Source organism: Streptomyces sp. NPDC006365 (genome assembly GCF_042870755.1).
GTDB lineage: Bacteria > Actinomycetota > Actinomycetes > Streptomycetales > Streptomycetaceae > Streptomyces > Streptomyces xiangluensis.
On sequence record NZ_JBIAHS010000001.1, the window covers coordinates 203132 to 220365 of the forward strand.

The window sequence follows — 17234 nt, forward strand, 5'->3', positions numbered from 1 at the left end:
CCGCTGTATCGCAGAAGGAAGCAACCATGCGTGTGGAACTGGACGAGCCGAAATGCGTGGCATCGGGGCAGTGCGTCATGGCCTCCCCGGACGTCTTCGACCAGCGGGACGAGGACGGCGTCGCCATCCTGCTGGCCGAGACACCTGACGACGACCTCCTGGACGAGGTGCGCGAGGCCGTGGCGATCTGCCCGGCCGCGGCCATCCGGCTGGTGGACGAGTGAGGCCGCTCCTCTCCGCGAGACCGGCAACAAGCGCTGAAATCAAGGAGGTTGTCCATGGCGGACCGTCCTGATGTTCTCGTGGTCACGGGGGCCGGCGGCATGGGCTCGGCGGTCGCGCGGCGGCTGGGCAGCGGGCGTACCGTGCTCGTCGCCGATGCCTCGCTCGCTCAACTCGACCGGCTCGTCGATGCCTTGTGCTCCGAGGGCTATGCGGCTCAGGGCGTGGTCACCGATGTGTCCGACCGGAAATCGGTCGAGAGGCTCGCGGAAACGGCGTCGGGCGAGGGCCGGTTGGCCGCCGTGGTGCACACCGCGGGGGTATCCGCCGCGACCGCGTCGGCGCAGAAGATCTTCGAGGTCGACATGGTCGGCACGGTGCACGTGATCGACGCCTTCGAGAAGGTGGCCGCCCGGGGCACGTCCCTGGTGTGCGTCTCCAGCATGGCCGGTCATATGGCGTCCCTGAGCCGGGAGGAGGAAGCCGTCCTTGCGACGGCTCCCGCGGAGGAACTGATGGGGCTCGCCGCCGTCGCCGCCGTCGGGGACAACGCGATCGGCGCCTACATCCTCTCCAAGCGCGCCAACCACGTACGGGCCGAGGCCGCGGCGCTCGCCTGGAACCGGCGCGGCGCCCGGATCAACACCCTCAGCCCGGGCGTGATCTCCACCGCGATGTCGCGGGTGGAGGCCGAGTCCGACACCGGCGCGCACATGCTGCGGATGGTGGACGCGTGCGGCGCGGGCCGGATGGGAACGACCGGGGAGATCGCCGACGCCGCGGCATTCCTCACCGGCCCGGAATCGCGCTACGTCACCGGCACCGACCTGCTCATCGACGGCGGTCAGGCCGCCTGGATCCGTCGGCACAGGCCGGCGGACTGACTGCCGGAGACCGGCCAACGGCACGCCGCACAAAGACAGTTGCTCACGGGCAGCGCGGACAGCACGGACAGCAGAACGGACAGCGCGGACAGCGCGGACAGCACGGACAGCACGGACAGCACGAACAGCAGAGAGGACACGGATGTCCAACCCCCACAATCCGTCCGCCACCACACCCTTGACCTCGGAGGAACTGACCCCCGAGGAACTGGGTTTCGACCCGGACGCCCTGCGCGAGAAGTACCGGGCCGAGCGCGACCGCCGGATCCGTCCAGACGGCAACCGGCAGTACCAGCCCCTCGTCGGCGAGTTCGCCTCGTACGCAGACGATCCGTACACCAAGTTCGTGCCGCGGGAGCCGCTGCACGACCGGGTCGAGGCGCTGGTCGTCGGCGGCGGGTTCGGCGGTCTGCTGGCCGGCGCGCGACTGCGCCAGGCGGGCGTGCGGGAGATCCGGGTCATCGAGCAGGCCGGGGACTTCGGTGGCACCTGGTACTGGAACCGGTATCCCGGAATCCACTGCGACATCGAGTCGTACGTCTACATGCCGCTGCTCGAAGAGCTCGGCTACGTCCCGAAGTGGAAGTACGCGCCGGGAGAGGAGATCCGGCAGCACGCACAGGCCATCGGGAAGCACTTCGACCTCTACGACGACGCCTGCTTCCAGACCCAGGTGACCGAACTGCGGTGGGACGAGGACGAGTCGGAGTGGATCGTCGCCACCGACCGCGGCGACCGTATGCGGGCGAGATACGTGGTCGTGTCCAGCGGGGCACTCAGCCAGGCCAAACTGCCGGGCGTCCCCGGCATCGAGACGTACCGGGGACATGCCTTCCACACCAGCCGCTGGGACTACGCGTACACCGGCGGCGACGCCGACGGGAACCTGCACAAGCTGGCCGACAAGCATGTGGCGGTCATCGGCACCGGCGCGACCGCGATCCAGATCGTGCCGCATCTGGGACGTGACGCCCAGCACCTGTACCTGTTCCAGCGCACCCCGTCCTCGGTGGACGTACGCGGCCAGCGCCCCACGGATCCGCGGTGGGCGAAGTCGCTCACTCCCGGCTGGCAGAAGCGCCGCAGGGAGAACTTCCTCGCGCTCGTCACCGGTGGACGGGCCGACGAGGACCTGGTGAACGACGGGTGGACCTCCACCGCGCGGCTGCAGCAGAAGCTCATCCCGAGCAACAGCTACACGGACGTGTCTCCCGAGGAGCGGGAACGGCTGTACGAGCTCGCCGACTTCCAGAAGATGAACGAGATCCGCGCCCGCGTGGACGCGATCGTGGACGACCCGGCCACGGCCGAGCTGCTCAAGCCCTGGTACCGCTATATGTGCAAGCGGCCCACCTTCAGCGACCACTACCTCGACACGTTCAACCGGCCCAATGTGACCCTCGTGGACACGGCCGATCACGGGGGCGTCGAGCGCATCACCGAGGACGCGGTCGTGGTCGGCGGGAACGAGTACGAGGTCGACTGCATCATCTTCGCGACTGGTTTCCAGGTCGGCGTCTCGGGGATCCTGTCCGGACTTGTCCCGGTGCACGGCCGCGGCGGTGTCAGCCTGCTGGAGACCTGGATGAAGGAGGGCCCGAAGACGCTGCACGGCTTCTACAGCCACGGTTTTCCCAACCTCTTCCAGCTCGGCCCGCTGCAGAACGCCAGCGCCGTCAATTTCGTGCACGTCCTGGACGAGCAGGCCACCCATGTGGCCGCGGTCGTCGGCGAGGCCCGCAAGCGGCGGGCCCGGTACATCGAGCCGAGTGCCGATGCGGAGGCCGCCTGGGTGGCCACGATCCGGGAGAAGGCGGCCGACCTGCACGCCTTCCAGGCCGAGTGCACACCCGGCTACTACAACAACGAGGGCAGGCCGAGGAAGCGCAGCGAGTCGTACGGCGACGGGCCGGTCGTGTTCCACGAACTGCTCCGGCGCTGGCGTGAGGACGGTGGCATGCACGACGTGCTCGTCGAAGCCGAAGCCGAAGCCGAAGCCGAAGCCGAAGCCGAAGCCGAAGCCGGAGCCGGAGCCGGAGCCGAATGAGTCAGGCCGAATGACAGGGGGAGCGAGCATGGCGCCCAGCCGCTACGACGACACCGGCCGCCGGTCCGCCACGAGCAGCCGGTGGGACATGAGACGGCTCAACCGGCCGAACCGGCTGTGGGGTTCGAACGGCGTGACCTTCGGGCCCGACGGGCGGCTGTACGTCGCTCAGTTCATCGCCGGGCAGATCAGCGCCGTGGACCCCGCCTCGGGGGACGTCGACGTGGTGGTGCCGCTGGACGGTCCGGTCCAGGCGCCGGACGACCTGGCCTTCGGGGCGGACGGCTCGATGTACATCGCGGACCTGACGCCGGGCAGGGTGTGGCGCCGGAGCCCCAAGGGCGAATACACCCTGGTCTCCGACGAGGTGAAGGTGCCCAACGGCATCACCTGCGTTGGCGACCGCCTCTTCGTCAACGAGATGAAGATGGACGGCCGCCTGCTCGAGCTGTTCCCGGACGGCGGCGACCCGGTCGTGCTCACCGAGGGGCTGGCCCTCGGCAACGCGATGCAGCTCGGCCCGGACGGCTACCTCTACTACCCGCACATGATCACCAACCAGGTCTGGCGGATACCCCCCGACGGCGGCGCCCCCGAACTGGTCGCGGAGGACGTGCACGAGCCGGTCGCGGTGCGCTTCGACCAGGGCGGGGTGTTGACGGTTCTGTCGCGCGGCGTGGCCGGCATCGTGACCCGTATCGACCTCTTCGGCAGCGGCGACCGGTCGATCGTCACCAGCGGTGTCGTCGGCCTGGACAACGCGGCCTTCGACGCAGAGAACCGCATGTACGTCTCCAGCTTTGCCAGTGGCGGCGTCACGGAGATGCACCCCGACGGCCGCATCCGCGAGATCGTGCCCACCGGACTCGACGGCCCCTACGGGGTGACGATCGACCTCGGCGGCACGGTCTACGCCGCCGACCACTACCGAGTGGCACGCCCGGAGCCCACCGCCGACGATGAGCCGGGCGAAGTGACCACGCAGGAGCTGCTCATCTTCAGCCACGGCATCACCGCCTCGGGCGGGCTCCTGCACCTCACCTCCCAGTACGGGAACGTCCAGACCCACGACCCCGTGGACAAGACCACGCGGCAACGGGCGGCCGGGCTGAACCAGCCGTTCGGGATCGCGCTGGGGCCGGACGGCTCCCTCGTGGTCGCCGAGTCGGGCGCCGGCCGGGTCGTACGGATCGACGAGTGCGACGACTCCGTCACCGTGCTCGCGGAGGGGCTCGACCACCCCGTGGACGTGGCCTTCGACGCGGAGGGGCGCTGCTATGTCAGCGACGACCGGCGCGGGGCAGTGCTCCGGCTCAGCGAGGGAGCCGACGGGGGAGAGGCGGTGGCCGTCGCGGAGGGGCTCGGCGCACCGCACGGGCTGGTGGTCCTGGGCGACGAACTGTTCACGGTGGACACCGAGCACCGCAGGCTGCTGGCGATCTCCCTCGCCACGGGCGAGACCAGGGTCGACGCCGAGGACCTGGCGGTCGGCCTGCCCCCAGGGACCGGCCACACCGAACAGCCCGCGCTGTTCGCCCACGGCATGCCCGGCTCTCCCCGCCAGTTCGCCGGTCTCGCCGTCACTCCGGAGGGTTCCCTGCTTCTTTCGGCCAACGGCGAGGGGAGCGTGCTCAAGCTGTCTCCGCGGCGTGCACCATGAGGGGCGTACCGGAGCGCAGGCGGCCGGCCGGGGACGGGTGGATTTAGTTGAGTTAGGCAAGAAGCTGGTAAAGTGATCCCTATGTCCACACCAACGCCGGCCACCACGCCCGCCTCCACGGAAGTGATCGAGATCGAGCGGGCGCTGACGCGCATCGCCTATCTCATGGGCCGAACGCGCCAGCACGACCGGCTCATGGCGCTGGTCGGGGTGCCGCTGGACCGCGCCGCAGTGGCACTTCTGCGGCAGATCGACGACTCCGAGCCGATGCGCCCCGGTGAGCTGGCGAACCGGCTGGCCGTGGAGGCCTCCCATGTGACCCGGCAGGTGCAGCAGCTGGAGAAGGGCGGCTACGTCACCCGCGTACCCGACCCCGACGACCGCCGCGCCCAGCGCATCCAGATCACCAAGGCCGGCCAGGAAGCCGTCGACCGCATCCGCGAGATGAGCGCCCGCGGCATGCAGATGGCGCTGTCCGACTGGTCACCCCAGGAACTCCAGCAGCTCGCCACGCTCTTCCACCGCATGGTCGACGACTTCCTCTCCTACGCCGCAGAAGTCGGCACGGGAGAGGAAGCCGGCCCGGCGGCCCGCAAACCCTGACCCGCGTGCCGTAAGGGCGGGGCGGGTCGGTGCGGCCGGTCCCCCCTCGATGGCGACGCGCTCCGCCACCCCGGCGGCGCGGGGCGTTGTCGTTGACCGCGTGGTGCTGGGCGGCGCGGTTGTCCCAGAACGCGACATCGCCGGGCCGCCGGCCGTGCACGGCGGTGGCACCGTCGATCGCCCGAACCGGTGCCTTGGCGTGCCGCGATGCTGAGGACGCTGTCGCGACCCTGCCAATGGAAGCCCAGTTGACGTGCCGACGACAGACGGTTGTGTACCGACGACAGCCGGGTTGATGGGAAGGCGCAATGCCCTCATTCTGGGGCGTATGGAGCATCTCGCCGCTTCGGCGATCCTTGATGCACAGGGCACGGTGACGGGGTGGAGTGAGGGTGCCCGGAGGCTGACGGGATACGCGGCCGAGGAGGCCGTGGGCCGGGCGGCGGGGGAGCTGCTCGCCGAGGACATGCCGTCCGAGCTCGTCGCCGCGCTGATGGGCACCGCCGTGCTGCGGCACCGGGACGGATCCCGGCTCGCGCTGGCCCTGAGGGCGAGCCCTCTGCTGGGTGCGGACGGTACGGCCACCGGATTCGTGGTCACCGCCGAGCGGTCCGACGGGCAGGGGCCCAGCCTCTCGGCGCAGGCCTTCGAGCAGGCGTCCATGTCGATGTCGATCTTCGACACCGGGCAGCACTATGTGCGGCTCAACAATGTGGCCTGCCAGGTGATGGGGGTCCCGGAGGACACCCTGGTCGGCCGGCACTACCCGGAGACCGTGGAGGACGCCGACCACAGCCGGGGCTTCCTGCAGCATCTGCGGCAGGTCGCCGAGACCGGGGAACCCGTTCACTACGAGAGCTTCACCCGGTCACCGTCCGGCACGCGGTACCACGCCTGGAACATCGAGATGTGGCCGGTGCGGTCCCCCTCCGGCGAGCTGGTCGGGACCGCCCTGGCGGCGTTCGACAGCAGCGAGCAGCACTGGGCCCGGCAGCGGCTGGCCCTGCTGAACGAGGCCGCCGCCTCCATCGGCACGACCCTGGACGTGGTGCGCACCGCCGAGGAACTGGTGGGGCTCGTGGTACCGCGCTTCGCCGACTTCGCCAGCGTCGACCTGCTCGACTGGGTCCTCGGAGCGGACGAACCGCCGACGGCACAGCGCACCGATGTGGTGCTGCGTCGGGCCGCCCATCGGTCCGTCACCACGGGCACACCGGAGGCGGCCGTCGAGCTGGGCGAGACGGACACCTATCCGCCGTTCTCGCCGCCCGCGCGAGCGCTGATGGACGGAGTGGCGGTGCTCAGCGGGGCCGGGGAGCCGGACTTCGACCGGTGGTTGAGCGGCCATGAGGCACGCGACGCCAAGGACCGTGAGTACGGCGTGCGGGTCCACTCGATGCTGGCGGTGCCGTTGCGGGCCCGTGGCACGACACTGGGTGTCGCGGTCTTCGTGCGGGCCGTCAATCCGGATGCGTACGCCGGTGACGATGTCGTTCTCTCCGAGGAGCTGGCGAGCCGGGCCGCCGTCTGTGTGGACAACGCCCGCCGCTTCGGCCGGGAGCGGTCGACCGCGCTGGCTCTTCAGCACAGCCTGCTGCCGCGGGGGCTGCCCGGTCAGGCGGCCGTGGAGGTGGCCCACCGTTACCTGCCGAGCGGGGCGGTGGCCGGTATCGGCGGCGACTGGTTCGACGTGATCCCGCTGTCCGGCAGCCGGGTCGCCCTGGTCGTCGGGGACGTGGTCGGGCACGGCCTCCAGTCGTCGGCGACCATGGGGCGGCTGCGTACGGCCGTACGAACCCTCGCCGACGTGGATCTGCCGCCCGACGAACTCCTCACCCACCTCGACGACTTGGTGTCGCACCTGGCGACGGACGAGAGCACCACCGACGACGTCGCGGAGCTGGGAGCGACCTGTCTGTACGCGGTCTACGATCCCGTTTCGCGCCGGCTGACCGTGGCCGGTGCCGGACATCCGCCGCCGGCCGTCCTGCTGCCTGACGGCACCACGCGGCTCGTCGAGATATCCGCCGGCCCGCCGCTCGGGGTGGGCGGCCTGCCGTTCGAGGCGACCGAACTGGTGCTGCCCGAGGGCTCGTTGATCGCCCTCTACACGGACGGGCTGATCGAGGGGCGGGACCGCGACCTCGACCGCGGCATCGCCGATCTGTGCGGTGCGCTGACCGTGCCCGCCGATTCGCTGGATGCCCTGTGCGACGCGGTGCTGAAGTCCGTACTCCCGCCGCAGCCCGCCGACGACGTGGCCCTGCTGCTGGCCCGCACCCGTGCGCTCGGCGCCGACCAAGTGGCCACCTGGGACATCCCGCCGGACCCCGAAATCGTGGCCGCCACCCGGCAGTACGCCACCGAGCAGCTCACCGAGTGGGGCCTGGACGAGACCGCTTTCGTCACCGAACTGGTCGTCAGCGAACTGGTCACCAACGCGATCCGGTACGGCGAACCGCCCATCCAGCTGCGCCTGATCCGCGACCGCGCACTGATCTGCGAGGTCTCCGACGGCAGCTCCACCTCGCCGCATCTGCGCAGGGCGCACGTCTACGACGAGGGTGGCCGAGGTCTGCTGCTGGTCGCCCAGCTCACCCAGCGCTGGGGCAGTCGGCAGACCGTCAACGGCAAGACGATCTGGGCCCAGCAGCCGCTGCTGCCGGACTGACTCGCTCGCCTCGGCGAACCGGACGCGTGTTGTACTGGGCCGCGTGACATCCCACTGCTGTGCACCCGGCCGGTCCTCCGAAGCGGCACCCGCCGCGTCCGAGCCGCCCGTTCCCGGCAGCGGCACTGCGCTCGGCGGTTCAAAGGTGGCGCTGCCCGGCGGCACCTTCCGTATGGGCGGTGAGGACGCTGACGCCAACCCCGGTGACGGTGAAGGCCCGGTCCGCGAAGTGACCGTCGGGCCGTTCGAGATCGACACCCGCTGTGTCACCAACGAGCGCTTCGCCGCGTTCGTGGACGCCACGGGCTACCGCACCGACGCCGAGCGGTTCGGCTGGTCGTACGTCTTCGCCCGGTTTCTGCCGGGGGAGTTGCGCAAGGAGTCACCCCGGCCGGAGGGAACGCCCTGGTGGTGCGGGGTGCAGGGCGCCTACTGGGCTGCGCCGGAAGGGCCCGGCAGCGGCCTCGACGGGCGCTGGGAGCACCCGGTGGTCCATGTCTCCTGGGGCGACGCACTCGCCTTCTGCCGGTGGGAGGGCTCCCGGCTGCCGACCGAGGCCGAATGGGAGTACGCGGCCCGCGGAGGCCTCGACCAGAAGCGCTTCCCGTGGGGGGACGAGCTCACGCCCGGTGGCGAACACCGCTGCAACATCTGGCAGGGACGCTTCCCGTTCCGCAACACCGGCGAGGACGGCTACGTCGGCACCGCCCCCGTCGACGCCTTCCCGCCCAATGGGTTCGGCCTGTTCAACACCTCCGGCAACGTCTGGGAGTGGTGCGCCGACTGGTGGGGCACCGACCACGGCACCGGGCCCCACACCGACCCCACGGGACCGGAGCAGGGCACGGCCCGCGTGATGCGCGGCGGCTCCTACCTGTGCCACGACTCCTACTGCAACCGCTACCGTGTCGCGGCCCGCACCGCCAACAGCCCGGACAGCTCGGTCGGCAACACCGGTTTCCGCTGCGTACGGGACCACAGGCACGACTGACTCAGCCCTTGACGGCCGAGCTGGCGACACCCTGGACGAACCAGCGCTGGAAGAAGACGAAGACGACCAGCACGGGCAGGACCAGGAGCACGCCGAAGGCGAGGATCTGACCCCAGTCCGGGGGCAGTTGGGCCTGGAAGACGCTCATCTCCAGCGGCAGCGGGCGTACCGCCGGATCGGAGACCATCAGGACCGGCCAGAGGAACGAGCCCCACTGGATGAGGAAGGTCAGGATCGCCACGGAGGCGAAGGCCGGCTTCGACATCGGGACGATGATGGCGAAGAAGGTGCGCCAGGGGCCCGCGCCGTCGATGCGGGCGGCTTCCTCGATGCTCGGCGGGATCGTGCGGAAGAACGTGTGGAACTGGTAGACCGAGAAGGCGTTGGCGATGAACGGGAGCGCCAGGATGGGGAGCGTGTTGCGCTGATCGTTGAACATGTAGAAGAGCGGGACCGCCACCGACTCGAACGGGATCAGCATCAGCAGCAGGATGAGGGTGAACACGGCGTTCTGGCCGCGCCACTTCAGCCGTGAAAGCCCGTACGCAGCCATGGAGTTGACGAAGAGACCCCCCGTCACCACCACGAACGCCAGCAGCAGCGAGACACCCATGAAGCGCCAGAAGTAACCGGTGCTCTCGGAGTTCAGGCTGTCGAGGACGGCCGTGTAGTTGTCGAAGGACAGGTTGATGGGCAGGAAGCCGGACAGGCCGTTCAGGACTTCGTCGGACGGCTTGAGGCTGCCGATGAGCAGGTAGATGGCGGGCAGCGCGAAGACGAAAGCCAGAACGGACAGGACGGCGTAGTCGAGGAAGCGGCGCAGGGGAGTGCGGGTGAGGCCCGTGTTCATGCTCATGGTCAGTCCTCGTTGTCGGGCCGGACGACGCGGCGCTGGATGAGGGTCAGGACGACGACGATCAGGAAGAAGACGACGGTGATCGCGGACGCCTGGCCGATGTTGTTCTGGTCGAAGGCGGTGGTGACCGCCTGGTACATCACGGTGCGGGCGGCGTCCTCATTGAGGCCGCCGCCTTTGACGAGGACGTAGACCTGGTCGAAGACGCGGAAGGAGAGCACCGAGGTGAGCATGGCGACGAACACGAGGGTGCCGCGGATGCCGGGCAGGGTGACATGGCGGAACTGCTGCCAGCGGGAGGCGCGGTCGAGCTCGGCGGCCTCGTAGAGCTCACCCGGGATGCTCTGGAGCCCGGCGAGCAGGATGACCATCTGGAAGCCGACGCCCTGCCAGATGGAGAGGATGATGATCGAGACCATCGCGGTGGCGGAGTCGCCGAGCCAGTCGAAGGCGCCCCAGTTGCCGAAACTCACCGCGTCCAGCGCGGAGTTGAGCATGCCCTGATCGCTGCGGGCGAGGATGAGCCGCCAGATCACGGCGACCAGCGCCATCGGGAAGACGACCGGCATGAAGAACAGGGACCGGAACAGGCCGATCGCCTTGAGCTTTCGGTTGAGCAGGATCGCAAGGCAGAGCGCCAGACCGGTCTGCACGGGTACGACGACCGCGGCGAAGGTCAGGTTGTTGAGCAGGGACCTGAGGAACGGGCCGGACAGATCGGGGTCGGTGAACAGCCGCCGGTAGTGCTCGATGCCGAACCAGGTCGGTTCCAGGGGGGAGCCGAGTCGGACGTTGTAGAAGGAGAGGACGACGGCGTAGCCGAACGGGATACCGACGAAGGCGATGAGTCCGACGACGGCGGGCGTGGACATGAGCAGTCCGTGCAACCAGTCGCGGTTCTTGCGCACAGAGCGCGCCGGGCGCGCGGGTTCGACGGAGGTCACGGGTGGGGCCTGCTCCCGGGCATGGGGCGCGGCGTGCGCGGGTTCGACGGATTTCACCTTGTTCCTTCCAGCGTCTCGCTACGATGGCTTGATCGTTTCGTGAGTCCTTGAAGGCACGAACCGGCCTGGCCGGGGAGACGGTTGTACGTGGTGTTGACCGGATCGATGTCGCCAGGACTTCCTGGCGTGGGGCCTTGTCACCGGTCCCGCACCGCATGGTGGTCCGGTCGTCATGCGGTGGATGCGACCTGTGACCGTCCTGTCGTAGGGGGCAGTCGGGAGCGTGACGAGGTGTGGACGGCTGAGCGCACAAGCTCGGTCGCTTCACGGCCGAGAAGGTGACGGTGGGTCCTGTTCCCGGCGGGGCGGGCGCGGTGTGCGCGGCCCGCCCCGGCCGATGGGTCCTACGGGATCTCGTAGCCGGCGTTGTCGGAGAAGTCCTGGTCGATGGCGCTGGCTGCCTTGGACAAGGCGTCCTTCGGGTCGGCGCCGCCGTAGACCGAGTTGAGGGCCTCGGCGAACTTGGCGGTGACCGTGGGGTATCCGGCGGTCAGCGGGCGGGTCACGGCGACGCAGGACTGGGTGATGTCGGTGTCGCCGCAGGGCTTGGCGAGCTGGTCGGAGAACAGCTGGAGCGGGCCGCCCTGCTTGTAGAGGTCGCTTGCGGCGAGCGCGGACTTGGTGGCGGGCGGGGCGCCGTTGGCCGTCGTCATCGCGGCGACGTTCTCGTCGTTCAGGAGGGTGTCCAGGAACGTGCCGGCGGCCTTGGCGTTCTTGGAGTCCGCGCCGATGCCCCAGGCCCAGGAGCCCTGGCCGGTCTTGGGGCCGTTGCCGAAGTCGGGCAGCGGCAGGACGACGAGGTCGTCACCGAGGGCCTCGCTGTAAGCGGGGTACATCCAGTGGCCGACCCAGCTGAGCGCGACGCGGCCCTTGGCGAAGGCGTTGCCGTCGGTGTTCGGGTCGACGTCGGACTTCCAGGACTGGAACGTCTTCAGCGCCGACACGGTTTCCGGCGAGTCGATTGCGCCTTCCGCCTTGCCGTCCTTGAGGAGCGAACCACCGGCCGACCAGACGATGGGGGAGAAGCCGTAGGTGCCCCACTCGGTGGTGAACCCGTTGTTCTCCTGAACGTCGAGGATCTTGCCGTCGGGGTCCTTGGCCTTCAGCGCCTTGAGCGCGGCGGTGAACTCGTCCGCCGTCCAGGCGTCGTCCACGCTCGTCGGGTACTTCACGCCGGCCGCGTCCAGCAGCTTCTTGTTGCCGTAGATGCCCAGGCCCGAGTCGTACTGGCCCAGACCGTAGTGCTTGCCGTCGATCTCGCCCTGCGCCTTGATGGCGTCGGTGGCGTTGCTCAGGGTCTTGGCGGAGACGTGGTCGTCGATCGGGGCGAGCTTCTGGTTGAAGACGAAGTTCGCCATGGTCGGGCCGTCGAACTCCATCACGTCCGGCAGCTCGGATGCGTCGGTCGTGGTGATGGTCTTGGTGTAGTCGTTGCCGGGGATCAGCTTCAGCTCGACCTTGATGTCGCTCTGTGAGGAGTTGAAGGACTTCACCGCGTTCTGTATCGCGGTGTCCTCGCTCTTCTGGCCCTGGTGGGCCCAGACGCTGATGGTGCCCTTGCCGCTGCCCGCCTCGGCGGAGGTGTCGGTGGTACCACCCCCGCCACAGGCGGCCAGCGCCGCCAGGGGCAGGACGAGAGCCAGGCCCGTACTGGCTGTGCGGCGGACATTTCTACTGGTCGAACTCATGGCTGTGCCTTCCGTGCTGTGGCGAGGGTTTGCAGTGCTGACGTGCTGTCCGAGTGTGGGGGGATCAAGGGGGTGCGGGTTACTGCGGTCCGCGCGGTCGGGGCGGGGCGGTCGTCTCGCGCAGGACGAGACGGATGGGCATCTGCACCTGCTCCGTGGGTGCTTGGGCTCCGGGTTCGTCCAGCTGACGCAGCAGCAGCCGGGCGGCCTCGGCGCCCTGGTCGGCGACCGGCTGGGCGACGGTGGTCAGGCCGACCACATCGGCGAGTTCGTGGTCGTCGAAGCCGACGACCGACACGTCGTCCGGGACCCTGAGCCGGTGGCGGCGCAGGGCGCGCAGGGCGCCCATCGCCATCTCGTCGGACTGCGCGTACACGGCGGTCGGCGGGCGGGAGACGGCCAGCAGTTCGGTCATGGCTCGCTCACCGCCCTCGACGGTGTAGTCGCCGTCCGCCTCCAACGCCGGATCGTGCTCGATTCCGGCGTCGGCCAGGACGTCCAGGTAGGCGTTGCGCCGCTCGATGGGGGTGGTCCAGTGCAGCGGCCCGCTCGCTCCGCTGATCATGCCGATGCGGCGGTGGCCGAGGTTGACCAGATGGCGTACGGCGCTCTCGGTGCCGGCCCGGTCGTCGATGCCGACAACGGTGAAGCCGGGCCGGGTGCCACCGACCGTGGTGGCCAGTGGCACCCCCAGGGAGCGCAGCGCGGCCGACTCCTCCTCGTCCGGGATGAGCAGCGAGAGCACCGCGTCCACCCGCTTGCGCACCGGCAGCCTGGTGAAGAAGCGCTTGCGTATCTCCGGCGAGCCCAGGTTGTACAGCAGCACGTCGTACCCGGCCGCGCTGAACACGCGCTCGGCGGCGTCCAGCACGGTGCCGAAGAACCAGCGGCCCACGTACGGAACCAGGACGCCGATGGTGAACGTACGGCCGCTGGCCAGACTGGCGGCGGAGCGGGACGCGGTGTAGCCGAGCTGGGCGGCGACGGCCGCGATCTTGTCCCGTACCTCGTCGGAGACGCCGGTCCGGCCGCGCAGGGCGCGGGACACGGTGGACGCCGAGACGCCGGCGGCGCGGGCGACGTCGTTGATGCTGGCCGTCACGGCGCAGTTCCTCCCGTTGATTTCACGTCGGTGTGATGTGGGGGTGACGAGACCGTAAACCCGGCCTCCTTGTTGCGCAAGCGTTTGCGTTCAGATTTACTTGGGCCGATTCCAAAGTGAGTCCCTTTTAACTTGATGGTCAGCGCACGCGTTTGGGCGCTGTGAGCCGACAGGAACTGCCCATGCGATACGCCCCGCCAGGCCTCTGCTTGAACGACTTCGCCCTGCTCGGGGACGAGGACGGCACCTACACGGTGCTGCACCTTCAGGGGCCCTGGACGGCCGAGTTCGATCACCTGCGGATGGAGACCTCGTACGGCCGGGCGACATCCACCGACCTTGTCCAATGGCAGCCGCAGGGACCCGTGTTCGGCAACGGGCTGCCGGGCCGCTTCGACGCCCAGGCGGTGTGGACGATGCATCCGTTCCGGCACGGCGACGGAATGGCGATGTTCTACACGGGGGTGAGCGGCCTGCTGCCCGGCGGTACGCCGCTCCAGGCCGTCGGACTCGCGTACTCCGACCGCACCGACGGCACGGGCTGGCGCCGCCATGGCACCGGACCGGTCGTCGAGGCCGACCCGCGCTGGTACCGCACAGGCGAGGGGATGGGCTGGCGCGACCCCTTCGTCGTACGGGACGACGAGGCCGACGGCTGGGTCATGGCCGTCTGCGCGAGCGACGCCTCCCTCCCGGTGGAGTCCGGCGGCTGCGTGGCCCTGGCCACCTCCGACGATCTGGAGCACTGGACCGTCCACCCGCCGCTCCTCGCACCGGGAGACATCGACGAGTTCGAGTGCCCGGTCCTGGAACGCCTCGGCGACGGCAGCTGGCTGCTGCTCGGCTCCATCGGGCAGACCCGCTGCATCGAGGCGTGGACGGCCCCCCGCCTGCGCGGCCCGTGGACTCGCCGCGGCCCACTGGGCCCGAGCGGCGCCTACGCCCCCAGGGTCATCCCCGCCCCGGACGGCTCCCGCGTCGTCCTGCACACGACACCCCGCCGGGTCGGCCTCAGTGATGACGGGGACCTCTGCCGCGGCATGCTCGCCCAGCCCAAGTCCCTTGTGGTGCAAGGTGATTGCGCGCCCCGCCTGGAATGGTGGCCCGGCCTGAACGCCTGGCTCGGCGAGGAGACCGACCACCCAACCCCGCACGCGGTCGGCGACGTCGGCATTTCCGGGCCCGTGGAGATCACTCTCCGCACCGACGCCCCGGGTACCGACCGTGCATCCCTCGCCGTGGGCTGCGACGGCAAGAACCTCTGGGTCACCGGCCCCGACGGCACTCGCCTCGGCGAGACCATCCTGAGCGAACCCGCGGCCTCGCTGCGCATCCTCACCATCGGCGAGTACGTCGAGGTCTATGCCGACTCCGTCTTCGCCCTCGCGGCCCTGTGCTACTCCGGCCACCCCACACCGTGGACAGCCGTCACCGAAGGACGCGAACGCACCATCCCCGTCCGCCCGATCAGGCTGCCCGACCCGCACCGCGACGACGCCTCGGCGATCTGGGCCGGGTCCACATCCCAGTGACGCACAGGAGCCTGCCCGCCCTGTGACTGAGCCCCGTGGGCTCTGTTGCCCCGAGTCACATCGACCCGTGGATCCATGCCCCACGGCATGTCCTCGCGTCACCCCAAGCGGCAGCGAAAAGTTTCGATTAGCGCAGCTCACGCGACGAATCGTTGACCCGATAGCAACCGGTTCCTAGATTGAGAGCGTCTCAACATGGCGTAAGCGGCGGACGGCGGGACCGTCATCGCTCACGTCGACTACGGCCGGCGCAACCTCTTGAGCGTCACCGAACTGCCGCCGCCCTTGGGCGCAGCCGTCTTTGAGGCACCTGAATCATCTGTGAAAGGACCGGCATGACCTCGGGCCACCTCCGCAACCCCGTGCTCCCGGGATTCCACCCGGACCCCAGCATCGTGCGCGTCGGCGCGGACTACTACATCGCCACCTCGACCTTCGAGTGGTACCCCGGCGTGCCCGTGCACCGCTCCGCGGATCTCGTCCACTGGGAACCGGCCGGCCACATCCTGGACCGCCCGGATCTGCTCGACCTGCGCGGAGTCCCCGACTCGGCCGGCGTGTGGGCGCCTTCACTGTCGTACCGCGACGGGCAGTTCTGGCTCGTCTACACGATCGTCCGCACCATCGGGCACCCCTACAAGGACGTCGACAACTACCTGATCACGGCCCCGTCGATCGAGGGCCCGTGGTCGGAGCCTGTGTTCCTGAACTCCTCCGGATTCGACCCGTCTTTCTTCCACGACGAGGACGGCCGCAGCTGGCTGCTGAACATCCAGTGGGACCCGCGCGACGGGCACCCGTCCTTCGCCGGGATCCTGCTCCAGGAGTACGACGCCGACAAGCGGGCCCTGATCGGGCAGCCCCGCACGATCCTCAAGCACGACGAGCTCATCGAGGGCCCCAACGTCTACTTCCGCGACGGCTGGTACTACCTGATGCTCGCCGAGGGGGGCACCGGCTGGAACCACGGCATCCTCATGGCCCGCTCCCGCGAGCTGACAGGACCGTACGAACTCGACCCGCTCGGATCGCTGTTGACCACCCGGGACACCCCGGACTGGCCGCTGCAGAAGGCCGGTCACGGCGAGCTGGTCGAGACGCCGGCGGGGGAGTGGTACCTCGTGCACCTGGCCTCCCGCCCCGTACAGACGCCCGAAGGGCCGCGCTGCATTCTCGGCCGTGAGACCTGCCTGCAACGCGTGACCTGGACGGACGACGGCTGGCTGCGGCTGGCCGACGGCGGACGGCGGCCGAGTCCGGAGGTTCTGGCACCCACGGGGGTGGAGCCGGGACAACCGGGCCCGGCCGCCGGGCCTCCCGCCCGTGACGACTTCGACTCGCCCTCCCTGGACGGGCATTGGAGTACGCTGCGGGCGCCCGCGACCTCCGAGTGGCTGACACTCGGCGAACGCCCAGGTCATCTGCGGCTGCGCGGCCGGCAGAGTCCGCACTCGCTCTTCGACCAGAGCCTTCTCGCGCGGCGCCTCACTTCGGTGCGGTGCGAGGTGACGACGGTCGTCGACTTCCGCCCATCCCACTTCAACCAGTGCGCGGGCCTCATCTGCTGGTACGACACGTCGACGCACTACTACCTGCGCCTCACCCACGCCGAGGGCAGGGGACGCGTCCTGGGCGTGGTCCTCAGCGACGACGGGGCGTACGGGGAACTCCAGGAGTCCGAACTCGACGTCGACGACTGGCCGTCGGTGTACCTGAGGGCCCGCTTCGACGGTACGGAACTACGCTTCTTCGTCTCGCCTGACGGGACCGACTGGCAGGCTGTGGGCCCGGTCCTCGACGCGAGCAAGCTCTCCGACGACTACGGGAACCGGTTGCGGTTCACCGGTGCGTTTGTCGGGATCTGCGCGCAGGATCTGGGCGGAACGCGCGCTCCGGCCGACTTCGACTGGTTCGAGGTGCGGGATCTGGACGGCGGGGACGGCGGGCAGGAGTAGGGGTTCCTCCGCCAGTAAT

14 protein-coding genes are annotated in these 17234 nt (G+C 69.6%); 9 read left to right on the forward strand and 5 right to left on the reverse strand.

The window, feature by feature from the left end; translation table 11 throughout:
* The first annotated feature begins 26 nt into the window (after nt 1-26).
* Nucleotides 27-224, forward strand: a complete 198-nt coding sequence (locus ACFYO0_RS01070; protein ID WP_388668587.1) for a ferredoxin — start codon at nt 27-29, stop codon at nt 222-224.
* A gap of 54 nt (nt 225-278) precedes the next feature.
* On the forward strand, nt 279-1106 hold the full coding sequence (locus tag ACFYO0_RS01075; protein ID WP_388668590.1) for an SDR family oxidoreductase: 828 nt from the start codon (nt 279-281) through the stop codon (nt 1104-1106).
* Here ACFYO0_RS01075 and ACFYO0_RS01080 read toward each other — a convergent pair.
* Nucleotides 1067-1246 carry a hypothetical protein gene (locus tag ACFYO0_RS01080; RefSeq protein ID WP_388668593.1) on the reverse strand — a complete coding sequence of 60 codons (180 nt, stop codon included), beginning with the start codon at nt 1244-1246 and terminating at the stop codon, nt 1067-1069. The two genes, ACFYO0_RS01075 and ACFYO0_RS01080, sit on opposite strands and share 40 nt — an antisense overlap.
* Nucleotides 1247-1248: 2 nt before the next feature.
* Here ACFYO0_RS01080 and ACFYO0_RS01085 point away from each other — a divergent pair, with 2 nt between their 5' ends.
* The 5 genes from ACFYO0_RS01085 to ACFYO0_RS01105 all read left to right on the forward strand — a co-directional run bounded on the left by ACFYO0_RS01085 (nt 1249) and on the right by ACFYO0_RS01105 (nt 9078).
* Nucleotides 1249-3153 carry a flavin-containing monooxygenase gene (locus tag ACFYO0_RS01085; RefSeq protein WP_388668596.1) on the forward strand — a complete coding sequence of 635 codons (1905 nt, stop codon included), beginning with the start codon at nt 1249-1251 and terminating at the stop codon, nt 3151-3153.
* Between the two features lie 28 nt (nt 3154-3181).
* Complete coding sequence (locus ACFYO0_RS01090; RefSeq protein WP_388668598.1) at nt 3182-4813, forward strand: hypothetical protein; 1632 nt, start codon at nt 3182-3184, stop codon at nt 4811-4813.
* 81 nt (nt 4814-4894) lie between these two features.
* The gene (locus ACFYO0_RS01095) at nt 4895-5416 is read left to right on the forward strand and encodes a MarR family winged helix-turn-helix transcriptional regulator (RefSeq protein WP_388668601.1); all 522 of its coding nucleotides are present in this window, start codon (nt 4895-4897) and stop codon (nt 5414-5416) included.
* Between the two features lie 328 nt (nt 5417-5744).
* A complete protein-coding gene (locus ACFYO0_RS01100) occupies nt 5745-8087 on the forward strand; it encodes a SpoIIE family protein phosphatase (protein WP_388668604.1) in 2343 nt (780 codons plus the stop codon).
* A gap of 43 nt (nt 8088-8130) precedes the next feature.
* Entirely contained in the window at nt 8131-9078 is a 948-nt protein-coding gene (locus ACFYO0_RS01105; protein ID WP_388668607.1) for a formylglycine-generating enzyme family protein, read from the forward strand.
* 1 nt (nt 9079) lies between these two features.
* On the opposite strand, the gene ACFYO0_RS01110 is transcribed toward ACFYO0_RS01105, so the two are convergent.
* The 4 genes from ACFYO0_RS01110 to ACFYO0_RS01125 all read right to left on the reverse strand — a co-directional run bounded on the left by ACFYO0_RS01110 (nt 9080) and on the right by ACFYO0_RS01125 (nt 13728).
* Complete coding sequence (locus tag ACFYO0_RS01110) at nt 9080-9934, reverse strand: carbohydrate ABC transporter permease (protein ID WP_388668610.1); 855 nt, start codon at nt 9932-9934, stop codon at nt 9080-9082.
* 2 nt (nt 9935-9936) lie between these two features.
* The gene (locus ACFYO0_RS01115; RefSeq protein WP_388668613.1) at nt 9937-10935 is read right to left on the reverse strand and encodes a carbohydrate ABC transporter permease; all 999 of its coding nucleotides are present in this window, start codon (nt 10933-10935) and stop codon (nt 9937-9939) included.
* 347 nt (nt 10936-11282) lie between these two features.
* The gene (locus tag ACFYO0_RS01120) at nt 11283-12626 is read right to left on the reverse strand and encodes an ABC transporter substrate-binding protein (protein WP_388668616.1); all 1344 of its coding nucleotides are present in this window, start codon (nt 12624-12626) and stop codon (nt 11283-11285) included.
* A gap of 79 nt (nt 12627-12705) precedes the next feature.
* Entirely contained in the window at nt 12706-13728 is a 1023-nt protein-coding gene (locus ACFYO0_RS01125; protein WP_388668619.1) for a LacI family DNA-binding transcriptional regulator, read from the reverse strand.
* 182 nt (nt 13729-13910) lie between these two features.
* On the opposite strand from ACFYO0_RS01125, the gene ACFYO0_RS01130 reads away from it, so the two are divergent.
* Nucleotides 13911-15260, forward strand: coding sequence for a mucin-1 (locus ACFYO0_RS01130; RefSeq protein WP_388668622.1), 1350 nt, complete (start codon nt 13911-13913; stop codon nt 15258-15260).
* A 335-nt stretch (nt 15261-15595) separates the two neighbouring features.
* Nucleotides 15596-17215 (forward strand): glycoside hydrolase family 43 protein, encoded by a 1620-nt coding sequence (locus ACFYO0_RS01135; RefSeq protein WP_388668625.1) that lies wholly within the window; start codon nt 15596-15598, stop codon nt 17213-17215.
* Nucleotides 17216-17234 lie beyond the last annotated feature (19 nt).

Coding starts and splice junctions, on each gene's coding strand:
- ACFYO0_RS01135 (WP_388668625.1), top strand. CDS start 15,596: ATGACCTCGGGCCACCTCCGCAACCCCGTGCTCCCGGGATTCCACCCG.
- ACFYO0_RS01075 (WP_388668590.1), top strand. CDS start 279: ATGGCGGACCGTCCTGATGTTCTCGTGGTCACGGGGGCCGGCGGCATG.
- ACFYO0_RS01110 (WP_388668610.1), bottom strand. CDS start 9,934: ATGAGCATGAACACGGGCCTCACCCGCACTCCCCTGCGCCGCTTCCTC.
- ACFYO0_RS01070 (WP_388668587.1), top strand. CDS start 27: ATGCGTGTGGAACTGGACGAGCCGAAATGCGTGGCATCGGGGCAGTGC.
- ACFYO0_RS01085 (WP_388668596.1), top strand. CDS start 1,249: ATGTCCAACCCCCACAATCCGTCCGCCACCACACCCTTGACCTCGGAG.
- ACFYO0_RS01120 (WP_388668616.1), bottom strand. CDS start 12,626: ATGAGTTCGACCAGTAGAAATGTCCGCCGCACAGCCAGTACGGGCCTG.
- ACFYO0_RS01090 (WP_388668598.1), top strand. CDS start 3,182: ATGGCGCCCAGCCGCTACGACGACACCGGCCGCCGGTCCGCCACGAGC.
- ACFYO0_RS01100 (WP_388668604.1), top strand. CDS start 5,745: ATGGAGCATCTCGCCGCTTCGGCGATCCTTGATGCACAGGGCACGGTG.
- ACFYO0_RS01130 (WP_388668622.1), top strand. CDS start 13,911: ATGCGATACGCCCCGCCAGGCCTCTGCTTGAACGACTTCGCCCTGCTC.
- ACFYO0_RS01095 (WP_388668601.1), top strand. CDS start 4,895: ATGTCCACACCAACGCCGGCCACCACGCCCGCCTCCACGGAAGTGATC.